Below are 24,405 nucleotides of genomic sequence, written 5' to 3' on the forward strand. Positions count from 1 at the left end.
AAACACTGATTATTTGAAGATATCGCACAATTATGGCTCAGATTACCCCTGTTGAAATCGACCTTCCGCCTGACGACAGTGCCGCGTTTATCCCCATGCGGGGCGGAAGCAATCGCCACCTGCAAACCATGCTGCCTCGGCTCATCCGCCGGAAGTTACAGTTCATTCCACACTGGCAACGGCTGGAGCTTCCTGATGGCGATTTCGTCGATCTGGCCTGGAGCGAAGATCCCACACAGGCGCGACATAAACCCCGACTGGTGGTCTTCCACGGTCTGGAAGGCAGCCTGCACAGCCCTTATGCGCATGGTTTAATTAACGCCGCCAGACAGCGCGGCTGGTTAGGTGTGGTGATGCATTTTCGCGGCTGCAGTGGCGAACCGAACCGCAACGAACGTATTTACCATTCCGGTGAAACCGAAGACGGTACCTGGTTCCTGCACTGGTTGCGTCGTGAACTTGGCGACGTGCCGACCGCTGCGGTAGGCTATTCCCTCGGCGGCAATATGCTCGGTTGTCTGCTGGCAAAAGAGGGCGATGCGGTTCCGCTGGATGCCGCCGTCATCGTTTCCGCGCCGTTCATGCTCGAAGCCTGCAGCTACCATATGAACAAAGGTTTTTCCCGCGTATACCAGCGCTATCTGTTGAATTTGCTGAAAGCCAATGCCGCGCGGAAGCTGAAAGCCTATCCCGGCACGCTGCCCGTTGATTTACGTCAGTTGAAAGCGGTGCGCCGTATTCGCGACTTCGACGATTTGATCACCGCGAAAATCCACGGTTTCGCCGACGCACTGGACTATTATCGCCAGTGCAGCGCAATGCCGGTGTTAAGCCATGTGACGAAACCGACGCTGATTATCCATTCGAAGGATGACCCGTTTATGGATCACCACTCCATTCCACCGAAAGCGCATTTGCCGGTGAACGTTGAGTATCAACTGACCGAACACGGTGGCCATGTTGGGTTTGTGGGAGGCACATGGCGTAAGCCGGAAATGTGGCTGGAAAAGCGCATTCCGGACTGGCTGAGTCGCTGGCTGGGGGTACCGTCATGCTGATTCCCTGGCAGGAGCTGCCGCCTGAGACGCTGGATAATCTTATTGAAAGCTTTGTCTTACGCGAGGGCACCGACTATGGTGAACATGAACGTTCGCTAAAAGATAAAGTCGCTGACGTCAAACGACAGTTACAAAACGGTGAGGCCGTGCTTATCTGGTCTGAACTTCACGAGACGGTCAATATTATGCCCCGCTCGCAGTTCCGCGACTCACCCGACTAAGAACCCATTCAGGGAGTTGTTCGCTATGTCTGCCAAACATCCGGTGATTGCCGTCACAGGCTCCAGTGGTGCAGGAACCACGACCACCAGCCTCGCCTTTCGTAAAATCTTCGCCCAGCTTGAATTACATGCTGCCGAAGTGGAAGGCGACAGTTTTCACCGCTATACCCGCCCAGAAATGGACATGGCCATCCGTAAGGCGCGCGATTTGGGAAAGCACATCAGCTATTTTGGCCCGGAAGCGAATGATTTTGGTCTGCTGGAGCAGACTTTCCGCGAATACGGTCTTTCCGGGAAAGGTCAGTCGCGAAAATACCTGCACACCTATGACGAAGCCGTTCCCTGGAATCAAGTCCCCGGCACTTTTACCCCCTGGCAGCCACTGCCGGAACCGACTGACGTGCTGTTTTATGAAGGGCTTCACGGTGGCGTCGTCACTCACGATCACGATGTCGCCAGCCACGTGGATTTACTGGTCGGCGTGGTACCCATCGTCAACCTGGAATGGATCCAGAAACTTATCCGCGATACCAGCGAACGCGGACATTCACGCGAAGCGGTGATGGATTCCGTCGTTCGCTCGATGGAAGACTACATTAACTTCATCACACCGCAGTTTTCGCGCACCCATATTAACTTCCAGCGCGTGCCGACGGTGGATACCTCCAACCCGTTTGCGGCTAAAGGCATTCCTTCACTGGATGAAAGCTTCGTTGTCATTCATTTCCGTAACCTGGAAGGCATCGATTACCCCTGGTTGCTGGCCATGCTTCAGGGCTCGTTCATTTCGCATATGAATACACTGGTAGTGCCGGGCGGCAAAATGGGGCTGGCGATGGAACTGATCATGATGCCGCTGGTGCAGCGGATTATGGAAGGCAAGAAAATCGGTTAAAACGCAGGCGGGTAAGTACTCTGTTACCCGCCGGGGCCTTAGCCTTCGATGACTTCATACGAATGCGTAATCGTCACCGCTTTTTCGAGCATCAATGCCACAGAGCAGTATTTTTCCGCAGAAAGATCCACCGCGCGGGACACTGCCGCCTCTTTCAGACTTTTTCCCGTCACAATGAAGTGAAGGTTAATACTTGTAAAATAACGGGGGGCTTCTTCACGACGTTCTGAGGTCAGTTTTACTTCACAATCGGTGACATCGTTACGCCCTTTTTGCAGGATCGAAACCACGTCGATAGCGCTACAGCCGCCTGCTGCCATCAGCACCATCTCCATCGGACTGGGAGCCTTATCCCCGGAGTTCCCATCCATAAGAATTTGATGTCCTGAGGCCGACTCGCCGAGGAAGGTCAGCCCCTCAATCCACTTCACACGCGCTTGCATATTTTTTAACTCCCAGGTTGCAATTTTCTTTACAGATTACGCGCACATAACATTTCTCGCAACGGAAGGCGACCTGCGTCATGCTGAAGCGAGACACCAGGAGACAGGCGGGAAAAGCTATGCTAAAACAGACGAGATGCTACAGTGATACTAATGAAGTAGTGCATGTATGCAGAGGACATCACATTACTGGCTGGTTATTATTATTTTATCAGCCCCTTCCCAGGTATCGGGAAGAATTCGATTGCAACCCAGTGGCTGAAGTTAATGCCGCTGGAGACAGCTTATAACAGAGGATAATCGCACATGGTGCTTGGCAAACCGCAAACAGACCCGACACTCGAATGGTTCTTGTCTCATTGCCACATTCATAAGTACCCGTCAAAGAGCACGCTAATTCACCAGGGTGAAAAAGCAGAAACGTTGTATTACATCGTGAAAGGCTCGGTGGCTGTACTCATCAAGGATGAAGAGGGTAAAGAGATGATTCTTTCTTACCTGAACCAGGGCGATTTCATCGGTGAATTAGGCCTCTTTGAAGAGGGGCAGGAACGTAGTGCGTGGGTGCGCGCCAAAACGGCTTGTGAAGTGGCTGAAATTTCCTATAAAAAATTCCGTCAGCTCATCCAGGTTAACCCTGACATCCTGATGCGCCTCTCGTCTCAGATGGCTCGTCGTCTGCAGGTCACCTCCGAGAAAGTGGGCAACCTCGCCTTCCTGGACGTTACCGGCCGTATCGCACAAACGCTGCTGAACCTGGCCAAACAACCAGACGCCATGACCCACCCGGACGGCATGCAGATCAAGATCACTCGTCAGGAAATCGGTCAGATTGTCGGTTGCTCCCGCGAAACTGTGGGTCGTATACTGAAAATGCTGGAAGATCAGAACCTGATCTCCGCACACGGTAAAACCATCGTCGTATACGGTACCCGCTAACACAGCCCGACGGCGCGTTGCCGAACACAACGCGCCGTTTTGTTTTCTTCATGTGGCGCAGACTGATCTATCACCCGGAAGTTAACTACGCACTGCGACAGACGCTGGTGTTGTGTCTTCCTGTGATTGTGGGTCTGCTTTTCGGTCAGCTACAGCACGGTTTACTCTTCTCGCTGGTACCCGCCTGCTGCAACATCGCCGGGCTGGATACACCACATAAACGCTTTTTCAAGCGCCTGATTATTGGCGGCACGCTATTCGCGGGTTGTAGCCTTGTCGTCCAGTTATTGCTGGCCCGGGACGTTCCGTTGCCCGTCATTCTTACCGGCCTGACCATGGTGCTGGGCGTCACCGCGGAGATCAGTCCGCTGCATGCCCGCCTGTTGCCAGCCTCACTCATCGCCGCGATATTCACGCTCAGTCTGGCAGGAAATATGCCGGTCTGGCAGCCACTGCTGCTGTATACGCTCGGCACACTGTGGTACGGGCTGTTTAACTGGTTCTGGTTCAGGTTGTGGAAAGAGCAGCCACTGCGCGAATCCCTGAGCCTGTTTTACCGGCAACTGGCAGATTATTGCGAAGCTAAATACAGCATGCTGACGCAGCACACCGACCCGAATACCGCGCTGCCCCCCTTGTTGACGCGCCAGCAAAAAACGGTGGATTTGATAACCCAGTGTTACCAGCAGCTTCACATGCTGGCCGCCAATAAAAATCGCGATTACAAACGCCTGCTGCGGGCGTTTCAGATTGGGCTGGATTTACAGGAGCATATTTCCGTCAGCCTCCACCAGCCCGAAGAGGTGCAGAAACTGGTGGAACGCAGCCACGCCGAAGCCGTGATTCGCTGGAACGCACAGACCGTCGCCGCGCGTCTGCGGGTACTGGCGGACGATATCCTTTACCATCGTTATCCCAGCCGCTTCAGTATGGATAAGCAAATTGGCGCACTGGAGAAAATCGCCGATCAACACCCTGACAACCCGGTCGGCCAGTTCTGCGCCTGGCATTTCAGCCGCATTGCCCGTGTCCTGCGCACCCAGCGACCACTCTACCCGCGCAATCTGATGGCCGATAAAACGCGTCGTCTGCCGCTGCTCCCGGCGCTGAAAAGTTATCTTTCGCTGAAATCCTCCGCGTTGCGCAGCGCCGCACGCATTAGCGTCATGCTAAGCATTGCCAGCCTGATGGGCACGGCGCTGCATCTGCCAAAACCGTACTGGATCATGATGACGATTTTGCTGGTGACGCAAAACGGGTATGGCGCGACACGGGTACGGATTTTCCACCGCGCCGCCGGGACGCTGGCAGGATTGTTTATCGTCGGCGGCGCACTGCACTTCCATGTTCCCGAAAGCTATACGCTGTCGGCGATGCTGGTGATTACGCTCGTCAGCTATCTGATAATCCGCAAAAACTACGGCTGGGCGACGGTCGGCTTTACGGTTACCGCGGTATTCACTATCCAGTTACTGACGTTGAACGGCGAGGAGTTTATCGTCGCTCGTTTTATCGATACGGTGATTGGCTGTCTGATCGCCTTCGGCGGTATGGTCTGGCTGTGGCCGCAATGGCAAAGTGGGCTGCTGCGTAAAAATGCGATGGATGCGCTGGAAGCCGATCAGGACGCCATCCGCTTAATTCTGAGCGACGATCCAAAAGCCCCGGCACTGGCGTATCAGCGGATGCGCGTTAATCAGGCGCACAATGCCCTGTTTAACTCGCTCAATCAGGCGATGCAGGAGCCCGGTTTTAATACCCGCTATCTGGAAGATATGAAACTGTGGGTGACGCACAGCCAGTTTATCGTCGAGCATATCAACGCCATGACCACGCTGGCGCGCGAGCACACGATGCTGACGCCCGATCTGGCGCAACGGTATTTGCAGTCCTGTGAAATTGCCCTGCAACGCTGTCAACAGCGGCTGGAATATGATGAGGCGGGAAGCAGCGGCGACGCCAACATTATGGAGTCGCCGGAAACGCTGTCCCACGGCGCATTAAGTACCATGGAACAGCATCTTCAGCGCGTACTGGGTCATCTTAATACCATGCACACCATCTCCTCGGTGGCGTGGCGCCAGCGGCCGCATCACGGCATCTGGCTGACCAAACACTTCGGAAAAACTACGCCGCAATAACGGTGTTCACCGCCTGCGCCAGGCGTGACATGCCTTCGTCGATATCAGTCTCGTCAATCACCAGCGACGGCGCAAAACGCATGACATCCGGCCCGGCATTAAGCACCATCACGCCGGCATCTGCGGCGGCATAGAGGAAGTCCCTGGCACGGCCCTGGTACTGCGGTTTTAGCTCTGCGCCAATCAGCAATCCCATTCCGCGAATATCGCTGAACAGATCGTACTGCGCATCGATCTGCTGCAAATGCTGAACAAAGCGCTGGCGTTTTACCTGAATACCACTCAACACCGCTGGCGTATTGATGATATCAAACGCCGCGCCAGCCACCGCACAGGCCAGCGGGTTACCACCGTAGGTGGAGCCGTGGGAACCCACATGAAACGCACTGGCGATCTCCTCGGTTGTCAGCATCGCGCTGATGGGAAAACCGCCGCCCAGGGCTTTCGCGCTGGTGAGAATATCCGGCGTCACGCCATAATGCATATACGCGAACAGCGAGCCAGTACGCCCCATGCCACACTGCACTTCATCAAACACCAGCAATGCCTGATGCTTATCGCACAGGTCGCGCAGCCCTTGCAGAAACTCCGGTGCTGCCGCCGTGACGCCGCCTTCGCCCTGGACAGGCTCCACCACCACCGCACAGGTGTGGTCATCCATCACCGCTTCAACCGCATGCAGGTCATTGAATGGCACGTGGATGATATCGGCAGGTTTCGGGCCAAAACCATCGGAATACTTTGGTTGTCCGCCGACAGAGACGGTGAACAGTGAGCGTCCGTGAAACGCGTTATGGAAGGCGATAATTTTCGTTTTATAGGGGCTGTGGCGCGTCGAGGCATAGTAGCGCGCCAGTTTAAAGGCGGTTTCGTTCGCTTCCGTGCCTGAATTCATAAATACCACACGCTCAGCAAAGGTAGCGTCGACAAGCTTACGTCCAAGACGCAGCGCCGGTTCATTGGTGAAAACGTTACTGGTATGCCACAGCGTCTCACCCTGCGCGTGCAGCGCTGCCACCAGTTGCGGATGACAATGCCCCAGCGCGGTGACCGCAATACCGCCCGCAAAATCAATGTACTCTTTGCCCTGCTGATCCCATACCCGGCTGCCTTTGCCTTTCACCGGAATAAATTCCGCTGGTGCATAAATGGGCAATATCACTTCATCGAATGTTGCGCGGGTAATTGCAGGTTGTTCAGTTGCCATGCCTTGACCACCTTTCATGCAGCAAATTGTGAGAAGTTACTCATAAAATATGCATAAAAAATCAGTCAAAGGCAACTACAATTCAGTGATGGATAAACCGGGCCAGCAGGTCATGCCCTTGTTCACTGAGAATGCTTTCCGGGTGAAACTGCACCCCTTCCAGATCCCATTCGCGGTGGCGGATCCCCATGATTTCACCGGTGTCGCTGCGTGCTGTCACCTCAAAACAATCAGGTAAGGTCGGTGGGTCGATCACCAGAGAATGGTAACGCGTGACGGTAAGCGGGTTATTCAGCCCGCGAAAAACGCCCTGATTATTGTGCGTAATAACCGAGGTTTTACCATGCATGACTCTGGCGGCCCGTACAATGGTCGCGCCGAACACCTGACCGATAGCCTGATGCCCAAGGCATACGCCTAAGATTGGCAGTTTACCGGCGTAGTGGCGAATGACATCCAGCGAAATCCCGGATTCGTCAGGCGTGCAGGGGCCAGGGGAGATAACGATTTTTTCCGGAGCCAGCACCGCGATGTCCGCAAGCGTAATCTCGTCGTTACGCTTAACAACCACCTCCGCGCCCAGCTCGCAAAAATACTGGTAGAGATTCCAGGTAAACGAATCGTAATTATCAATCAGCAGGATCATGGCGGCTCCGGAACAAAAAACCGCCCTATTCTACTCACTTTCCCGCGCTTCGTTGACCACTTTACGGAAGATTGCATTGAGCTCGCTCAGATCCCCCATAGCGCCGCTCTGATTAGCCCGCGCCCAGGCCGCAGGATCAATATCCCGCCAGTCAAGCAGATAGCCTGCGTGGATCGCCAGTTGCTCAAAGAAAATCCGTTGCGCCAACCCGTTGCCCAGCCGGAACGGATGCAGCACATTGATTTCGCAATAGTAGTGGCTGAGTCGCTCGACAAACTCGTCTTCGCTCAGACCAACGAGATACGCCTCTTCTTCCAGATCCTGCATCAGGGCGTTGCCCTCTTTCTCGATATAGGCGAAATGGCAGAAGCGGGTATCGCCCTGGTAAATATCGACTTCACGATATTCACCTGCCCAGTCGAAGATGTCCTGATAAAGATGGTAATGGATAGCGCACAAATGCGGTAACCCTCGTGCTGGTGGGCCGAGTTGCAACGTCGCCGCGCGCAGGGCGGTCATTTCATACGCCGCCTGCTCCAGCCGGTCTGCCTGGTGGATGTTCAGACGGTTTCGCATCACGTTCAGACCGGGGTAAAGATAAGGATCGCGATCATTGCCGTATTTATCGCTCATAATGCCTCCTCAGCGCGTCAAGACGTTCCGCTATCTCGTCAGCGTTCAGCGTAATGAGTGGAATATCAACCCGTTCCAGGCGGCGGCTGGCCTGAAAATTGACATTACGGCTTCGTTCCCAGCATCGGGATTTTTGCTTTTCGGTGAGTGGTTTCATGTGACCTCACTGATCGTCCCCTGTTTGCCACAAGTATAAGCAGCAATTATCAGTTACGCAGGGAGGTCATCATTGCGCGGGTACAGATACCCGCGCGAGGAGGCGTTACGGCAGAACTTTCGCAGAGAGAATGACGACAGGTTTTGACGGCACATTCTGATACGGGCCAACATCATGCGTGGGCACCTGGGAAATCTTGTCAGCCACATCCATGCCTTTCACCACCTTACCAAAGACCGCATAGCCAAAATCACGCTGGCCGTGGTCGAGAAACGCGTTATCGGCGACGTTGATAAAGAACTGGCTGGTGGCGCTGTCTTTGTCAGCGGTGCGCGCCATGGAGATGGTGCCACGCGTATTGCGCAGGCCGTTATCGGCTTCGTTTTTAATCGGTGGATTCGGCTGCTTCTGTTGCATCTGCTCGTTAAAGCCGCCGCCCTGAACCATAAAGCCAGGGATGACGCGATGGAATGTCGTGTTGTTATAGAAACCGCTGTTTACGTAATTCAGGAAGTTTTCGACAGATACTGGCGCTTTCTGCTTATCCAGTTCCAGCTCAATATTCCCCGCGGAGGTCGTCAGCAAAACATGCGGATCGCCCTTTGCTGCCAGAGCCGCAGGAGAAATAGCTGAGAATGCGAAGACGGCAGCGACCGCCGCCAGTGTTGATTTGAGCATGCGTGTTCCTTAACGGGTGCAGTAACAGTAGCGAGTGGCTTGATTCTAAAGAGCCTTCTCAACCCAGGCCAGTGATTTACCTAATTTTACCTGACAGACACAATTGTAACGGCCAGAGCCCTGCTTTTCCCGACATAAAAACGTGATAAATATCACGAAAATACCTGCAATTCAGTTAAGATTTCAGAATAAACATTTAATTACATCACCTGAACGAATAAAATCTGTTCGCTCAGCGCCATGTCAATGCGCTTTACACATCTATTCACAGGCCAGTCAATGACTAACAGCAACCGAATCAAGCTTACATGGATCAGCTTTTTCTCCTACGCCCTTACTGGCGCGTTGGTGATCGTCACCGGGATGGTGATGGGGAACATCGCGGAGTATTTCCATCTGCCTGTATCCAGTATGAGTAACACTTTCACATTCCTCAACGCAGGCATTCTGATCTCGATCTTCCTGAACGCCTGGCTGATGGAAATCGTGCCGTTAAAAACGCAGTTGCGATTTGGCTTTATCCTGATGGTGTTGGCGGTTGCGGGCCTGATGCTCAGCCACAGTCTGGCGTTGTTCTCTGCCGCCATGTTTGTGCTGGGTCTGGTCAGCGGAATCACCATGTCGATTGGTACCTTCCTGATCACACATATGTATGAAGGCCGTCAGCGTGGTGCGCGTCTGCTGTTTACCGACTCCTTCTTCAGCATGGCCGGAATGATCTTCCCGATGGTTGCCGCAGTTTTACTCGCGCGCAGCATTGAATGGTACTGGGTTTACGCCTGCATCGGCCTGGTTTATGTCGCGATCTTCCTGCTGACCTTTGGCTGTGAATTCCCGGTTCTGGGTAAAAAAGCGCAGGTCAATGATGAGCCAGTGGTGAAAGAGAAATGGGGCATTGGTGTGCTGTTTTTGTCAGTTGCCGCGCTGTGCTATATCCTCGGCCAGTTGGGCTTTATTTCCTGGGTACCGGAATATGCGAAGGGCCTTGGCATGAGCCTGAACGACGCAGGTAAACTGGTAAGTGATTTCTGGATGTCGTACATGTTCGGCATGTGGGCGTTCAGCTTCATCCTGCGCTTCTTCGATCTGCAGCGCATTCTGACCGTTCTGGCCGGGATGGCGACCGTACTGATGTACCTGTTCATCACCGGTTCACCGGAGCACATGCCGTGGTTCATTCTGACGCTCGGCTTCTTCTCCAGCGCCATTTACACCTCAATCATCACCCTCGGCTCTCAGCAAACTAAAGTGGCTTCTCCGAAGCTGGTAAATTTCGTGCTGACCTGCGGCACCATTGGCACCATGTTAACCTTCGTTGTCACAGGCCCGATCGTCGCGCATAGCGGCCCGCAGGCGGCGCTGATGACCGCGAACGGCCTGTACGCCGTAGTGTTCGTAATGTGCTTCGTTCTGGGCTTTGTTACCCGCCACCGCCAGCACAGCGTGGTAGCGGCGTCTCACTAAGCCATCACGCCCCTTTGTCGCTGGCAAAGGGGCTGTTGCGGGTAAAAAAGACCTCTTCTCCGCCGCTGTCCATTTGCACCCATGTTTGCGCCAGTTGCGTCGTGGCAATCACTCTCCCCTGACGAATAGACCAACGTACCGGCGACTGCGTCCGCACCGCTTCAAAGCCATTTTCCACCGGCAGTATCACCAGGTTCGCCGGGTTTCCGGTAGCAATGCCGTAGTCGTTCAGCCCGAAAGTGCGCGCACTGTTATGCGTGATAAGCTTCAGACCGTCATTAATTTGCCCATAGCCCATCATCTGACAGACATGCAGCCCCATGTGCAATACCTGCAACATATTGCCAGTGCCCAACGGATACCACGGGTCAAACACGTCATCATGACCAAAACAGACGTTGATCTCCGCCGCCAGTAGCTCTTTCACGCGCGTAATGCCACGGCGTTTCGGGTAGTCATCAAAGCGCCCCTGCAGATGGATATTCACCAGTGGGTTGGCGACAAAATTAATCCCAGACAACTTCAGTAAGCGGAAGAGACGTGACGTGTAAGCACCGTTGTAAGAGTGCATGGCAGTAGTGTGACTGGCGGTGACGCGTGCGCCCATACCCTCTTTATGCGCCAGCGCGGCCACGGTTTCCACGAAGCGCGACTGCTCGTCGTCGATTTCGTCGCAGTGAACATCCAGCGGCCGATTGTATTTCTTCGCCAGCGCAAAGGCGATGTGCAGCGACTCAACGCCATACTCGCGGGTAAATTCGAAATGCGGGATCGCCCCGACCACATCAGCGCCGAGCTTCAGCGCCTCTTCAAGCAATGCTTCACCGTTGGGATAAGAGAGGATCCCCTCCTGGGGAAACGCCACAATCTGTAGATCCACCCATGGCGCCACCTCCTGCTTCACTTCCAGCATCGCCTTCAGCGCGGTAAGCGTCGGGTCAGAGACATCGACATGAGTGCGCACAAACTGGATGCCGTTAGCGATTTGCCACTTCAGCGTTTTCCAGGCGCGGGCTTTTACGTCCTCGTGACTGAGCAGCGCCTTGCGTTCAGCCCAGCGTTCAATCCCTTCAAACAGGGTGCCTGACTGGTTCCAGTGCGGCTCTCCCGCCGTCTGGGTGGTATCAAGATGGATATGCGGTTCGATGAATGGCGGGATCGCCAGCCCGCCGCGGGCATTCAGCACTTCATAGTTTTCGTTTCTGGCTCCGTCCATTGGCGTAATGGCACCGAAACGGCCTTTATCGATCGCTATCTGCCATAACCCTTCGCGATCCGCTAAATGGACGTTTTGTATCAGCCAGAGTGGTGCGGTTGTCATGCCTTCTCTCCTGTGGATCCGGGGTGATGGTACCCGATATGGCCTGCGCGTTTTTTCACCTTAGTTTGTACACAAAAAGTACAAAACAAAAAAGCCCGCCTTTTCCGCCACTTATAAAAATCCTGACAAATCATACAGATACCCATTAAGTGGTAGGTGAAGGCGTATTTGATTTACATCAATAAGTAGGGTTGCTGAATCGTTAAGGTAGGCGGTAATAGAAAAGAAATCGAGGCTAAAATGAGCAAAGTCAGACTCGCTATCATCGGTAACGGCATGGTCGGTCACCGCTTTATTGAGGATCTCCTTGATAAAGCCCCCGCCGACCAGTTCGACATTACCGTGTTCTGTGAAGAACCCCGCATCGCCTACGACCGCGTCCACCTGTCATCTTACTTCTCTCACCACACAGCGGAAGAACTTTCGCTGGTCCGCGAAGGATTTTATGAGAAGCATGGCATTAAGGTGCTGGTCGGTGAACGAGCGATCACCATCAACCGCCTGGAGAAAGTGATCCACTCCAGCGCGGGCCGCACGGTGTTCTACGACAAACTGATCATGGCGACCGGTTCTTATCCGTGGATCCCGCCGATCAAGGGTGCAGAAACGCAGGATACATTTGTTTATCGCACCATCGAAGATCTTAATGCTATTGAATCCTGCGCCCGTCGCAGCAAGCGCGGCGCGGTGGTCGGCGGTGGTCTGCTCGGTCTGGAAGCCGCTGGCGCACTGAAAAATCTCGGCGTTGAAACTCACGTGATCGAGTTCGCGCCAATGCTGATGGCGGAACAGCTCGACCAGATGGGCGGCGAGCAACTGAAGCGCAAAATCGAAAGCATGGGTGTGCGCGTGCACACCAGCAAAAACACCAAAGAGATTGTTCAGGAAGGCACCGACGCGCGTAAAACCATGCGCTTTGCTGACGGCAGCGCGCTGGAAGTGGACTTCATCGTCTTCTCAACCGGCATTCGTCCGCGTGACAAACTCGCCACCCAGTGCGGTCTGGCGGTGGCGCAACGCGGCGGCATCATGATCAACGACAGTTGCCAGACGTCGGATCCGGACATCTACGCTATCGGCGAATGCGCGAGCTGGAACAACCGCGTGTATGGTCTGGTGGCCCCAGGCTACAAAATGGCGCAGGTGGCGGTTGACCATATCCTCGGGCGCGAAAACGTCTTTGAAGGTGCCGATCTCAGCGCCAAACTGAAGCTGCTTGGTGTGGATGTGGGCGGCATTGGCGATGCACATGGCCGCACGCCAGCGTGCCGCAGCTACGTCTATCTCGACGAAAGCAAAGAAGTCTATAAACGCCTGATCGTCAGCGCCGACAACAAAACGCTGCTCGGCGCTGTGCTGGTGGGTGATACCAGCGATTATGGCAACCTGCTGCAACTGGTGCTGAATGCCATCGAACTGCCGGAAAACCCGGACTCGCTGATCCTGCCCGCGCATGCCGCAGGCGGTAAACCGGCGATCGGCGTGGATAAGCTGCCGGACAGCGCGCAAATTTGCTCCTGCTTTGACGTCACCAAAGGCGCGCTGATCGCCGCCATCAACAAAGGTTGCCACACTGTGGCGGCGTTGAAAGCCGAAACCAAAGCGGGTACCGGCTGCGGCGGTTGTATTCCGCTGGTGACGCAGGTGCTGAACGCTGAGCTGGCGAAACAGGGCATCGAAGTGAACCACAACCTGTGCGAGCACTTTGCTTATTCGCGTCAGGAGCTGTATCACCTGATCCGCGTGGAAGGCATCAGAACCTTCGACGAGCTACTGGAAAAACACGGTCAGGGTTACGGTTGCGAAGTATGTAAACCCACCGTCGGCTCACTACTGGCTTCCTGCTGGAATGATTACGTTCTGAAGCCGGAACTGACGCCGTTGCAGGATACCAACGATAATTTCCTGGCCAATATCCAGAAAGACGGCACTTATTCGGTTATTCCGCGCTCGGCGGGCGGTGAAATCACCCCGGAAGGGCTGATGGCGGTCGGTCGCATCGCTGCCGAATTTAACCTGTACACCAAAATCACCGGTTCCCAGCGTATCGGCCTGTTTGGCGCACAGAAAGATGATCTGCCGGAAATCTGGCGTCAGCTGATTGATGCAGGCTTCGAAACCGGTCATGCCTATGCCAAAGCGCTGCGTATGGCAAAAACCTGCGTCGGCAGCACCTGGTGTCGTTATGGCGTGGGCGACAGCGTCGGCTTCGGCGTTGAGCTGGAAAACCGCTACAAAGGCATCCGTACCCCGCACAAAATGAAGTTCGGCGTCTCCGGCTGTACCCGTGAATGTGCGGAAGCGCAGGGGAAAGACGTGGGGATCATCGCCACTGAGAAAGGCTGGAATCTGTACGTCTGCGGCAACGGCGGGATGAAACCACGCCATGCCGATCTGCTGGCCGCGGATCTCGACCACGATACACTGATCACCTACCTCGATCGCTTCATGATGTTCTACATCCGTACCGCCGATAAGCTGACGCGTACCGCGCCGTGGCTGGACGCGATGGAAGGCGGCATCGACTACCTGAAAAGCGTCATTATTGACGACAAACTCGGCCTGAACGCACAACTGGAAGCCGAGCTGGAACGCCTGCGCGCTGCATTCGCCTGCGAATGGACGGAAACCGTCAACAACCCGGCGGCACAGGTTCGCTTCAGACACTTTATCAACAGCGCTCAGCGCGACCCGAACGTGCAGGTCGTTCCTGAGCGAGCACAGCATCGCCCGGCAACGCCGTATGAGCGCATTCCGGTCACTCTGGTGGAGGAAAACGCATGAGCCAGTGGATAACCATCTGCCGTATCGACGATATCCTGCCGCAAACCGGTGTCTGCGCCCTGCTGGGCCATCAGCAGGTGGCGGTTTTCCGTCCACACCGTGACGAGCAGGTATTCGCCATCAGCAACATCGACCCCTTCTTTGAGGCCAGCGTGTTGTCCCGCGGTCTGATTGCCGAGCACGACGGTGAGCTATGGGTCGCCAGCCCGCTGAAAAAACAGCGTTTCCGCCTGCGCGACGGTAAGTGCATGGAAGACGAAAGCCACTCCGTTGCCCATTTTGACGCGCGTGTTAAAGACGGGCAGGTGCAGTTGAAGGCCTGATCTTTTGGGAATAAGTAATACCAAAAATGTATGAATGGAGGAGGATTGCAGCAGGAAAAATCGTGTATTCCGGACGATGACTGCTGTTATCCTTACCGCCATTACGCATCCCCGCATTTCTCTTGTTCACCCCGTGAGGTTACCCCGTGGATCACCTGCCAATATTCTGCCAACTGCGCGATCGCGACTGTTTACTGGTCGGCGGCGGCGATGTTGCCGAGCGCAAGGCCAGATTACTGCTGGATGCAGGCGCGCGACTGACCGTCAATGCCCGTGATGTTGTCCCTCAGTTCGCTGTCTGGGCCGAAACCGGCAGGGTGACGCTGGTAAAGGGCGATTTTAATGAATCCCTGCTCGATTCCTGCTGGCTGGTAATTGCCGCCACCGACGATGAACAGGTTAACGAGCGGGTCAGCCAGGCGGCGGAAGCGCGCCGGATTTTCTGTAACGTGGTCGACGCGCCAAAACAGGCGAGCTTTATCATGCCGTCGATCATTGACCGTTCACCGTTAATGGTCGCCGTCTCGTCTGGCGGCACCTCCCCGGTGCTGGCGCGTCTGTTGCGCGAAAAACTGGAAGCGATCCTGCCGCAGCATCTGGGCCAGGTGGCGCACTATGCCGGTCAGTTGCGCGCGCGGGTGAAAAAACAGTTCGCCACCATGAGTGAGCGCCGTCGCTTCTGGGAAAAACTGTTTGTGAACGACAGGCTGGCGCAGTCACTGGCGAATCAGGATCCGCAGGCCATTAGCGAAACGACCGAGCAGTTGCTGAGTGAAGATCTGGACCATCGTGGCGAAGTGGTGCTGGTGGGCGCCGGGCCGGGTGATGCCGGACTGCTGACGCTGAAAGGACTGCAGCAAATCCAGCAGGCGGATATCGTGGTTTACGACCGGCTGGTCTCTGATGACATCATGAATCTGGTGCGCCGCGACGCCGATCGCGTGTTTGTCGGCAAACGCGCCGGTTATCACTGCGTACCTCAGGAGGAGATCAACCAGATCCTGTTGCGCGAGGCGCAAAAAGGCAAACGTGTGGTGCGCCTGAAAGGAGGCGATCCTTTTATCTTCGGCCGCGGCGGCGAAGAGCTGGAAACGCTGTGCAACGCCGGGATCCCGTTTTCTGTTGTACCGGGGATCACCGCCGCGTCCGGCTGTTCAGCCTATGCGGGGATCCCGCTGACGCACCGTGACTATGCGCAGAGCGTTCGTCTGGTCACCGGCCATCTGAAAACTGGCAGCGAACTCGACTGGCATAATCTGGCTGCTGAAAAACAGACGCTGGTGTTCTACATGGGGCTGAATCAGGCCGCGACTATCCAGCAAAAACTGCTGGAACACGGGATGGAAGCTGACATGCCGGTTGCGCTGGTTGAGAATGGTTCTACCATCAAACAACGCGTGGTGGATGGCACTCTGGCGGAGCTTGGCGAACTGGCGCAACAGGTCGTCAGCCCGTCGTTGATTATCGTCGGGCGCGTGGTCAGCCTGCGTGAAAAACTGAACTGGTTCTCCCATCACTAATTCACCTGCCCGGCCACTATCGTTGTCGGGCAAGCGCATCACATTACAACCCCGCGCAGCTTTCGCGCAAAATCCGCAGAATCGTCTCGTCACCGCACAGATTCGGATTGATGCGAATAGTCGTAAGTTCCATGCCCGGATTCGCTTCGCGGAACGTCCCGGAGAGCCGGTAAAACAGCGGCGGGAGTTCATATTTAGACTCTGCCCCCACAGGCCAGGGCAGCGCCCCAAACTGGCTGGCTTTTTCCAGCACCTGTTCTGCTATCGGTTGATGAAACGTCACCAGCAGCACTTTGGACTGCGCATTGGCAATTGTCGCCTGTTTTACCTGCGGGATCGTCCCCCGGTTCAGCGTCAGCATCAGGCGTTCCGTCACCTCCGACTGCACCGCATGCATCACCGGCGCAAACACCAGCCCGCGTAGTACCTCCAGCGCCTGCGGCCCCTGGATCTGACTACCGCCGGAATACATCATGGCGCGAATGCGCGCTACGGCCTGCGCATCGCCAGTCACCGCACCAACCCCTTCCGGACCAAACAACTTGAAGCAGGAGAAGGTCGACAGCGTCGCGCCGCATTCGCAACCAATCTGCGCCACTTTTAACGTTGCGTAGTTATCGTCCGTCAGCGTGGGGACTCCGGCTTGCGCCAGCTGTGCCAGTACCTCCTCCAGAACATAACTGTCTTCGGGGCGCTGCCGGGTATGCTGTACTAACGCCGCATCCGGTTGCTGACGGGCGAGCACCGTCGCCAGCGCCCGCGGGTTATTGAAATCAACCCGAATCAACGACAGCCCCATCTGCTCAATGAGCGTGGCGCTGGTCGGATAGACCGGCGCATCATGGATGAGCAGTCTGCCCCCCGGTTTGATCAGCGCCGCCAGTCCGGCGCGGATCGCGCCCGTTCCTGCGCCCTGCACCAGCACCGCCGCTTGCGCGTGGAAAAAATCCGCCAGCACTGCTTCCACACGCTGCGTCGCCTGCGGCTGGTTAAGCCCTGGCACCAGTCCCCGGTCGCCGCCGTTCAGGAACGTCGCCCCCGGGAAATGGCGGCAGATGGCGTCCACCAGCGCAAACTGTTTTTGTTGAGCCTCAACCAGCGACATGCTTTTGAGGGGAAACGTCTTCATCACATGACCTCAGCGCTACGCGGGAATAAACAACCCGCACCAGTAAAGAATGTTGAGCACAATCCCGGCGATCATCACTGCGACCACCGGCGCCGCCATACGCTGAATCGGGCGTCCTAACGACTCGTTGAGGAAATAGAGCGCGGCGGTGATGGAGAAACCGGTATAGCCCGCCATTTTGATGGCAGCGAAGATAGAGCCGACCAGCAGCGCCATTTCCATCAACATATTCATCGCATTACGAATATTGTCCGACGCGTTACGCACTGACGGGTAGCGACCCAGCCATTTCCCGATGGAGCGCAGCAGCAGCACTTCCGCAGAAATCACGATGGCGCCGAGAATGGCGGCAATCCACGGGTTCGGTGCCAGATATCCTACTGCATAGACAAAGGTGAACCCGGCAACAGCATACACCCCGGTCGCCAGCGCAGTGGTGGCAATCAGCGGCACAAAGCCGAGGCCGCGCATAAATTCCGCAAGCGCCGCCTGATGCACCAGTGTCTGTGACTGTTCTGGTGTAATACCGGCGGAATAGGCTTTTTCGAGGGTGAAAATCGACACTTCGCTACCAGCAAAAATCTTCATGCAGGCAACGGCCGCGATCAGCGCTCCAACAATCGCAATGTAAGGCAGATTTTTGATGATGCGGGAGGTGCGCTCTTCAAACACCGAGATCCCGCTCATGTCCATGTCCTGTTCGTCACGATGACGCAGGTCGTGAGAAATGGCGATCCCCAACAGCATGACCATCCCGACGAAGATCTCAATCGATTCCGGGTTCAGATGCGGGAAGAAACGCACCACCAGCACCCGCGTCACCAGGACTACCACGGCGGCAACCACGCTGTTTTTCCAGCCAAACTGGTAGAAGATAGCCACCAGCGGGAAGAGGGCGAAAGCGGAGACCACCGGCGAGCTGAGTTCGCCGAGCGACCCCAGTACATCTACCGGCAGCGAGGTGAGCAAATGGTTAACCGGCAGCAGAAAGGTGAGGATCAGAACGCCCCAGATAGCGCCCAGTCCAAATGCCAGAATGCTGTTTGCCGCCAGAACGCCGAGAATATCGGTAGGGAGGAAAAGCAGCCAGGCGTTCAGCAGCCCGGTTTTCAGCGTAAAAGAGATCCCCACCGAAGCAACGAAGCCGATGCTTAAGCCGAAGGCGATACTGCCCGCCTCACGGCGATTCATATGACCTTCGATCAGTTGTGGCAGGATCGGGCGAATACCGTCATGAAAAACTGCGGCGGAACGATGCGCCAGTAACGCCGTCATCCCGGTAAGCAAAGCGACCACTATTATTTGTATGTAAAGGGCCATAAACGTGCCTTTTTATTTTAAATAGTTGATAAGCATTGGAATCGCGTGCTCGATATGCTCAACAGAAAGGCCAAATGCCACTTTCCCTTCTGCCACCATCTTTGCGACGTGATCCTCTTTTGCCTTGATACCGGGTTTGGCGATGGTACAGCTCTTGTTAAACCCAATAACGGCGATGGCTATCGACAACGCCGCGCCCGCCCCGGTATTACAGGCTCCGATGTAGTAATCCAGCTGCCCTGCCTTGACCTTCATCGCTGCTTCCATGTCGTTGTAAATAAACACTTCAAAACAGCCAGGCGCAGACGTTTCGATGGTCTTTTTGATAAGTTCACGCTGTAAACCAGCCACACCGATCTTTTTCATTTCTCTGTCCTCACTGGAAAAATTGCGAAGGGTTGTCACGTAACATCACATCCACATCCGCCTGGCTGAAACCGGACTGACGCAACAGCGGCACAAAGGTGGTGAGCAAATAGCTGTAGCCATTGCCGCCGTTGGCCTTCAAATGGGAGCGTCGGGTAATGTCCATGGAGAGCATCACGCGATGGAGTAATCCTCTGTCACGCAAGGCATGAAGCATGTCGATGCGTTTCGCATCCGGGTAGTAGTTGTTTTTGCCGATAGTGTCGAACTGCACGTACGCACCGAGATCGATCATCCGCAGAATGTCGTCGAGATTGTCCTTCAAATCGCAATGCCCAATAACCACACGGGAGAGATCCACACCGAAGCCGGACAGCAACGCCAGTTGCTCCAGCCCCATCGTGCTGAATGACGTATGCGTGGAAAGCGGGCGCCCCGTTTCGTGATGCGCTATCGCCGCGGCGTTGAAGACTTTTTTCTCCAGATCGGTAATGGTCCCTTTGCTGGAGCCGATTTCAGCAATGATGCCCGCTTTTAGTTCGCTACCCTCAATACCCTTTTCGATCTCATCGATCATCTCCTGCGCCAGCGCTTTGACGCTGCGGGTCGCCACATGTTCGGGGTAAAAATCATGCTGATAATAGCCAGTGCAGGCCACGACATTGATCCCGGTGTCGCGCATCAGATCCTGCATAAACTGCGGATTGCGGCCCATGTAACGGTTCGTCATTTCGATAATATTGCGCACGCCCAGGTTCATCAGCGTCCGCATCTCATCGCAAATGAGCGCGTACTGATCCAGCCGACAATCGATATCGCCCTTAAAACCCGATAAATCGATATGCAGGTGTTCGTGCGCGTAGGTATATCCGGTACTGTCAATCATGTCGGTTCCTCGCAGTTTTCAGGAGCGGAAGGAAGGAGTGGCCATTTTCTGGCCGGTGGGCGCCAAAGAAATCACAGACGGTGGCACCAATATCTGAAAGCGTCGTGCGGACACCCAGTTCGGTGGGCGGTAAATCTTGTTGCCAGACCAGCACCGGTACTTTCTCGCGGGTGTGGCGACTGTGCCCAATGGTCGGGTCGTTGCCGTGATCTGCCATTACCACGAGGCAATCGTCCCGGCGCATCGCCTCCATCAACCGGGCGAGATACCGGTCGACTAACTGGAGCCGGTCGGCGTAACGATCAACATCCTCCGCATGACCCGCCAGATCGGTTTCCTGGATGTTGGTGCAAATAAACACGCTTTGCTGGCGGTTCAGCGCATCAAGCGTAATCTCCATGATCCGCTGGCTGTCCACCAGGTTTTGCCAGCTTTCACCATGAGGATTGTTGACGATATCGGCCACTTTACCGACCAGCACAGTCGGAACGCCGACAGCGTGCAACCGGGCGGGCACCTGCACGCTGTCATCAACACCATAACCCATATGGACGACCTGGAATCCGTCATCGTAGGCACCAGACCGCGGCGCATTGATGCCAATATATGTGCCGTCGCGCGTTTCTGCGGCGTCCCACAATTGCTGCGTGCTGGCAAGGCGACCGCCGAAGGCGATCACACGCCCGACCTCCACCTGCTGGCGAACAATGCGTCCAATCGCTTTTACCTCGTCGAATGACTTCTCGCTGAGGTTGCCGGTGATGTTATAAACCTGCCCCAGATCGGCTTCGAGGTTATCGCCAATTGCCACCGCGTCATCGACCAGCAGCCAGTACGGTCCATTGCCGCAGCGCTGCGTTTTCCGGCCTTCGGCGCGAAGCGCAGCTTCGACCTTGTCGATAACCTGGCTGAACGGCATCCGCAGCGGCGTACGCGGCAGAGTGCCGAGAATTTCCTGATGTCCCATAAAGGTGTCGCCACCTTCATGCATCAACTCTGCCACGCCCCAGCTGGCGCCAGGGGAGGGGCGCATCACGCCTGGCGTTGCGCCCAGCGCGTTCATCAGGCCGAGTTTTTCAAGCGTGGGGAGCCGCAGCGTCGGCAGATGCTCAAGGATATGACCGCATGTGTTCGCACCGAGATCCTGCGGCCTGACCCGAGGTACATCGTCCATTGCGCCAACCCCAAAACTGTCTATTACCAACACCACGAAACGCGCCATTACGCCTCCAGACGATTTCCCAGACTGTCATAACGGGCAGCGATATGCGGTTCACCGCGCTGGATACCTTCCACCAGCACCACATCGCTACGGGTGACAAAAATTTGCGTACGGAAACAGCAGATCACAGCGCTGCTGACAGGGAACCGTTCGTTAAGCGCCAGGTAATAATCGATACTGCTGTCGTTAAAAGGTTTCAGCGTCGCTTCCAGCGGCGTATCGCTGTCGCGCGGGAAGACCAGCGCATTGCGGGCATGTCCCCGGCGATAGTAGCCACCGCCATAGCAATAACTGTGGCCCTGAAAATCATGCGAGATTTCGCTCAGCCACAGCATGGCAATGCGTTCAGGCTGATCGGCGTGCTGGTTCGCTGGCATGGTACCGGTCAGCGCATGCCCGGGTTCACCGTGTGTGACGCCAAACGACGCCAGCAGCGGCAATGTGGTACAACTCGTGGCCGACGGCGCGTTCAGTTGGGTAATCTCAACGCCCGCTTCTTTCAGCTGTTTTCGCGCCGTCACCAGCGACAGCAGATTTGGCGTTGGCACCGTTTCGCCCAGTGATTCATCCCACAACAGGCAGGGGAAATGCGTTAGTCCGGTCAGTTGCAGCCCCGGTAACTGGCGCAGCTCAGCGACCACGTCCCCCAGTTCCGCCAGAGAAAAGCCGCTCTCCTGTCCCGGATAGAGAATGTCATTCTCGCCATACACTTTCAGCATCACCGCCTGCGTCCGGCCTGCGCTCACCGCGGCTTTCGACACTTCACGCGCCTTTTCCAGGGTAAAGATCGTGATGATGTCGGTTCCCTGTGCAACGGCGTCCGCCACCTGATCTTGCGGAATTTGTACCAGATGCCCCTGATGCGCGACCTTCAATCCGGCGCGACGCATTACCCGGGCTTCTTTAAAATCGACAGCGACCACGCCCTGATAGCCGAGCGACAACAGCTTCTCCGCCAGCCAGGGATTACGCCCGAACTGTTTGGTCATCAGATACAACGAGATGCCGTGCTCGCGAGCAACGCTCAGCAGTCGTTTGCCGTTTTCCAGCACCTGATCGACATCGATCACCCAACTGTCTGGCGCAATACTGCCCTGCTGCCAGAGCCGGAGTGCCGCGGTAATCAACGCGGGATTCTGACGTTTCAATGCGTTTATAAACATGTAAGCCTCAGTTTCTGTTCCCTGAATGCCAAATATTCATTTTTTTGAATATTTAAGTTCTGATAAAACACGCTGCGTCATCATGAATGACCTTCGTTTGCCGCCAGCCATAATCCATACAGATTAGCCAGCAGATACCCCTCTTCATTGGCGTGAAGCTGCACCGTAAATCCTTGCAACAACGCCTGATGTGCAGTGAGGATCTGCGGCCAGAACGTGGACTGCTGTATTTCCTCAAGCAGTTCCGCATCCAGTGGCGCAATCACTTCGCCGCGGCGGCTGCGCATCAGCGCGTTCGCCATGTGCGTTACCGCCATTTCCCCCTGCTCGCTGAACACCGGCAGGGATAATTCCGTGTCCATTTGCCGCACCACCCGCAACATACCGTCGCAGATGTCCTGGTCGATCACGCCCGCCTGACACAGCAGGTTGAGTCGATTTTCCATCCCGCACTCCTCAATAGCTGGGATCCTGTTCTTCATTCACCACCCGCTGCTGATGAGCCAGCAACGCAGGCTTATTCACTACCGTTTCAATCAGATGCTGCATCGGGTAATCATCCGCACGCGTCAGTACCACCGCTTCCGTCGCCTGAACAAAGCGCGGATCCCCTTTCAACGGGATCGCCTCAAGTCCCAGCACGACAAGCTCCGATTCGACCGCGACGTTCCAGATAACGCCGTCAATATCGCCTTTCACAATGCGATGCAGACTCTCGTGATAAGGCACATCAACCCGCTCGATCTCGCGTTCGCAGAACCACAGGCTGGTCATGATTTTCTGGTCCGCAGAGCGGTTATCAATGCCTACGCGACGCACGTTTTTCGCTTCGCCTTTCCGGCATATCAACTGGTGTTCGCCCACGTACGTTTGTGCCCCCAGCTCCAGCACCATGCACAGCGCATTACTGTTCAGATAATTTTCGGCAGCCAGCCGGGACACCACCGCCATGTCATAAACGCCATTCAGCAAACACTCCACGCGAACGTCGGCGCCCCGCATGTGGGCAAAATAAAAGGGGATGCCCTCAAACTGCGATTTCAGGCCACTGGCTAACCCTTCGTATAAACGTGTGTAGGGAAGCGGCATGGCACACACGACGTTACGGATATCCACATGCGACAATAGCGCTTTATGATTCATGTCGGCCAGATAGCTTCCATTTCGCCCGCGTCGCTCAATGCGAATCGCGCCTTCCGCTTCCAGCGTTTTCAGAGCCGCCTGGGTTAATCCCACCGATGAGCCGCATTCTGTCGCCAGCTCTTCGATAGTTTTCAGTCTGTTACCACATTGCTGCCCCAGCAGGTAGCGCGCCAGCGTGGTTAACGTCATACCCTCTTTCTTGATGAATGTTCTGCGCATTACAAATCTTCAGTAAATTGAATATTTTTATATTCATTAAAGTGAAGATAAAGCACAAGTAAGGAAAGTGTAAACAGCGAATCTGGTCACATAACTAAATGCAATGGCTGCCGCTGTATACATTAGGAATGGAAACTGACAGCGATAATTGCGTTATTTCAAGTCCGGATTACTACTCCGGTTTCAGCCTGTCAACCATTGTCGCGCCGGGAATAATTGCTTAAATTCCCCGGCTGGATTCATCGTGAATTATTAACGGATTAATCCTTAAAACCACCGCGTCATTCATGCGCTGTGGATATTCAATACATTATTAGCAGGGATATCATGATGGGAAAAACCATTAAAATCATTGCGCTGCTTGGCGCACTGTCTACGCTGACCGCCTGTACCGGTCACATCGACAATAAAAGCAAAAACTGTAGTTACGACTACCTCTTACACCCCGCCATTTCTATTTCGAAAATCATCGGTGGCTGCGGCCCGGCGGCGGATCAATAATTTCCTCTCCACACAGACAAAAAAAA

Annotated in this window: 25 protein-coding genes; 10 read left to right on the forward strand and 15 right to left on the reverse strand. The window is 55.2% G+C overall.

All coding sequences use genetic code 11. The features are described from left to right. Nucleotides 1-32: 32 nt before the first annotated feature. The 3 genes from GTGU_RS15095 to GTGU_RS15105 are packed head-to-tail and all read left to right on the forward strand — an operon-like array spanning nucleotide 33 to nucleotide 2,174. Nucleotides 33-1,058: a hydrolase gene (locus GTGU_RS15095; protein ID WP_038158633.1), complete on the forward strand. Its 1,026-nt coding sequence runs from the start codon at nucleotides 33-35 to the stop codon at nucleotides 1,056-1,058. Further along, nucleotides 1,052-1,279 carry a YheU family protein gene (locus GTGU_RS15100; protein ID WP_038158635.1) on the forward strand — a complete coding sequence of 76 codons (228 nt, stop codon included), beginning with the start codon at nucleotides 1,052-1,054 and terminating at the stop codon, nucleotides 1,277-1,279. Before GTGU_RS15095 ends, GTGU_RS15100 begins: the two co-directional genes overlap by 7 nt. Nucleotides 1,280-1,304: 25 nt before the next feature. Further along, nucleotides 1,305-2,174, forward strand: a complete 870-nt coding sequence (locus GTGU_RS15105; RefSeq protein ID WP_038158639.1) for a phosphoribulokinase — start codon at nucleotides 1,305-1,307, stop codon at nucleotides 2,172-2,174. Nucleotides 2,175-2,212: 38 nt separating this feature from the next. Here the strand turns inward: GTGU_RS15105 and GTGU_RS15110 are convergent, their stop codons facing one another. After that, nucleotides 2,213-2,617, reverse strand: coding sequence for an OsmC family protein (locus GTGU_RS15110; RefSeq protein ID WP_038158642.1), 405 nt, complete (start codon nucleotides 2,615-2,617; stop codon nucleotides 2,213-2,215). A gap of 306 nt (nucleotides 2,618-2,923) precedes the next feature. On the opposite strand from GTGU_RS15110, the gene crp reads away from it, so the two are divergent. Together crp and GTGU_RS15120 are read left to right on the forward strand one after the other, a co-directional pair. Beyond that, nucleotides 2,924-3,556 carry a cAMP-activated global transcriptional regulator CRP gene (gene crp, locus GTGU_RS15115; protein WP_000242758.1) on the forward strand — a complete coding sequence of 211 codons (633 nt, stop codon included), beginning with the start codon at nucleotides 2,924-2,926 and terminating at the stop codon, nucleotides 3,554-3,556. A gap of 50 nt (nucleotides 3,557-3,606) precedes the next feature. Continuing rightward, nucleotides 3,607-5,697 (forward strand): YccS/YhfK family putative transporter, encoded by a 2,091-nt coding sequence (locus GTGU_RS15120; RefSeq protein WP_038158711.1) that lies wholly within the window; start codon nucleotides 3,607-3,609, stop codon nucleotides 5,695-5,697. On the opposite strand, the gene argD is transcribed toward GTGU_RS15120, so the two are convergent. The 5 genes from argD to ppiA form a co-directional block, all read right to left on the reverse strand. Beyond that, nucleotides 5,684-6,904 (reverse strand): bifunctional acetylornithine/succinyldiaminopimelate transaminase, encoded by a 1,221-nt coding sequence (argD, locus tag GTGU_RS15125; RefSeq protein ID WP_038158648.1) that lies wholly within the window; start codon nucleotides 6,902-6,904, stop codon nucleotides 5,684-5,686. The two genes, GTGU_RS15120 and argD, sit on opposite strands and share 14 nt — an antisense overlap. Before the next feature lie 82 nt (nucleotides 6,905-6,986). Continuing rightward, complete coding sequence (gene pabA, locus GTGU_RS15130) at nucleotides 6,987-7,550, reverse strand: aminodeoxychorismate synthase component 2 (RefSeq protein ID WP_038158652.1); 564 nt, start codon at nucleotides 7,548-7,550, stop codon at nucleotides 6,987-6,989. Between the two features lie 30 nt (nucleotides 7,551-7,580). Next, the gene (locus GTGU_RS15135) at nucleotides 7,581-8,183 is read right to left on the reverse strand and encodes a putative adenosine monophosphate-protein transferase Fic (RefSeq protein ID WP_038158655.1); all 603 of its coding nucleotides are present in this window, start codon (nucleotides 8,181-8,183) and stop codon (nucleotides 7,581-7,583) included. Further along, a complete protein-coding gene (locus tag GTGU_RS24845; RefSeq protein WP_072012001.1) occupies nucleotides 8,173-8,340 on the reverse strand; it encodes a YhfG family protein in 168 nt (55 codons plus the stop codon). The genes GTGU_RS15135 and GTGU_RS24845 overlap by 11 nt, the downstream gene beginning before the upstream one ends. 105 nt (nucleotides 8,341-8,445) lie before the next feature. Further along, nucleotides 8,446-9,018: a peptidylprolyl isomerase A gene (gene ppiA, locus GTGU_RS15145; protein WP_038158660.1), complete on the reverse strand. Its 573-nt coding sequence runs from the start codon at nucleotides 9,016-9,018 to the stop codon at nucleotides 8,446-8,448. Nucleotides 9,019-9,297: 279 nt separating this feature from the next. On the opposite strand from ppiA, the gene tsgA reads away from it, so the two are divergent. Then, the gene (gene tsgA / locus GTGU_RS15150; RefSeq protein WP_038158663.1) at nucleotides 9,298-10,482 is read left to right on the forward strand and encodes an MFS transporter TsgA; all 1,185 of its coding nucleotides are present in this window, start codon (nucleotides 9,298-9,300) and stop codon (nucleotides 10,480-10,482) included. Between the two features lie 4 nt (nucleotides 10,483-10,486). Here the strand turns inward: tsgA and GTGU_RS15155 are convergent, their stop codons facing one another. Beyond that, entirely contained in the window at nucleotides 10,487-11,803 is a 1,317-nt protein-coding gene (locus tag GTGU_RS15155; protein ID WP_038158666.1) for a cytosine deaminase, read from the reverse strand. A 240-nt stretch (nucleotides 11,804-12,043) separates the two neighbouring features. On the opposite strand from GTGU_RS15155, the gene nirB reads away from it, so the two are divergent. The 3 genes from nirB to cysG all read left to right on the forward strand — a co-directional run bounded on the left by nirB (nucleotide 12,044) and on the right by cysG (nucleotide 16,430). Beyond that, nucleotides 12,044-14,587 (forward strand): nitrite reductase large subunit NirB, encoded by a 2,544-nt coding sequence (gene nirB / locus GTGU_RS15160; RefSeq protein WP_038158669.1) that lies wholly within the window; start codon nucleotides 12,044-12,046, stop codon nucleotides 14,585-14,587. Next, nucleotides 14,584-14,910 (forward strand): nitrite reductase small subunit NirD, encoded by a 327-nt coding sequence (gene nirD / locus GTGU_RS15165; RefSeq protein WP_038158673.1) that lies wholly within the window; start codon nucleotides 14,584-14,586, stop codon nucleotides 14,908-14,910. The genes nirB and nirD overlap by 4 nt, the downstream gene beginning before the upstream one ends. Before the next feature lie 146 nt (nucleotides 14,911-15,056). After that, nucleotides 15,057-16,430, forward strand: a complete 1,374-nt coding sequence (gene cysG / locus GTGU_RS15170; RefSeq protein ID WP_038158678.1) for a siroheme synthase CysG — start codon at nucleotides 15,057-15,059, stop codon at nucleotides 16,428-16,430. Between the two features lie 43 nt (nucleotides 16,431-16,473). Here the strand turns inward: cysG and GTGU_RS15175 are convergent, their stop codons facing one another. From GTGU_RS15175 to yhfZ, 8 genes are all read right to left on the reverse strand, one after another. Continuing rightward, nucleotides 16,474-17,559, reverse strand: a complete 1,086-nt coding sequence (locus GTGU_RS15175; RefSeq protein WP_038158681.1) for an aminotransferase class I/II-fold pyridoxal phosphate-dependent enzyme — start codon at nucleotides 17,557-17,559, stop codon at nucleotides 16,474-16,476. Between the two features lie 15 nt (nucleotides 17,560-17,574). After that, on the reverse strand, nucleotides 17,575-18,879 hold the full coding sequence (locus GTGU_RS15180) for a YhfT family protein (protein WP_038158683.1): 1,305 nt from the start codon (nucleotides 18,877-18,879) through the stop codon (nucleotides 17,575-17,577). Between the two features lie 12 nt (nucleotides 18,880-18,891). Continuing rightward, nucleotides 18,892-19,245: a DUF2620 domain-containing protein gene (locus GTGU_RS15185; RefSeq protein WP_038158686.1), complete on the reverse strand. Its 354-nt coding sequence runs from the start codon at nucleotides 19,243-19,245 to the stop codon at nucleotides 18,892-18,894. Between the two features lie 10 nt (nucleotides 19,246-19,255). Continuing rightward, nucleotides 19,256-20,131, reverse strand: a complete 876-nt coding sequence (locus GTGU_RS15190) for a phosphotriesterase-related protein (RefSeq protein ID WP_038158688.1) — start codon at nucleotides 20,129-20,131, stop codon at nucleotides 19,256-19,258. Further along, the gene (locus GTGU_RS15195; RefSeq protein ID WP_038158691.1) at nucleotides 20,124-21,353 is read right to left on the reverse strand and encodes a phosphopentomutase; all 1,230 of its coding nucleotides are present in this window, start codon (nucleotides 21,351-21,353) and stop codon (nucleotides 20,124-20,126) included. Before GTGU_RS15195 ends, GTGU_RS15190 begins: the two co-directional genes overlap by 8 nt. Beyond that, nucleotides 21,353-22,516 carry a YhfX family PLP-dependent enzyme gene (locus GTGU_RS15200; protein WP_038158694.1) on the reverse strand — a complete coding sequence of 388 codons (1,164 nt, stop codon included), beginning with the start codon at nucleotides 22,514-22,516 and terminating at the stop codon, nucleotides 21,353-21,355. Before GTGU_RS15200 ends, GTGU_RS15195 begins: the two co-directional genes overlap by 1 nt. Nucleotides 22,517-22,596: 80 nt before the next feature. Continuing rightward, entirely contained in the window at nucleotides 22,597-22,962 is a 366-nt protein-coding gene (locus tag GTGU_RS15205; protein WP_038158697.1) for a hypothetical protein, read from the reverse strand. A gap of 10 nt (nucleotides 22,963-22,972) precedes the next feature. After that, a complete protein-coding gene (yhfZ, locus tag GTGU_RS15210) occupies nucleotides 22,973-23,878 on the reverse strand; it encodes a GntR family transcriptional regulator YhfZ (protein WP_038158700.1) in 906 nt (301 codons plus the stop codon). Between the two features lie 330 nt (nucleotides 23,879-24,208). Between yhfZ and GTGU_RS24850 the strand changes: the two genes are divergently transcribed. Beyond that, nucleotides 24,209-24,379 carry a YhfL family protein gene (locus tag GTGU_RS24850; protein ID WP_038158705.1) on the forward strand — a complete coding sequence of 57 codons (171 nt, stop codon included), beginning with the start codon at nucleotides 24,209-24,211 and terminating at the stop codon, nucleotides 24,377-24,379. Nucleotides 24,380-24,405 lie beyond the last annotated feature (26 nt).

This window comes from Trabulsiella guamensis ATCC 49490 (assembly GCF_000734965.1).
GTDB lineage: Bacteria > Pseudomonadota > Gammaproteobacteria > Enterobacterales > Enterobacteriaceae > Trabulsiella > Trabulsiella guamensis.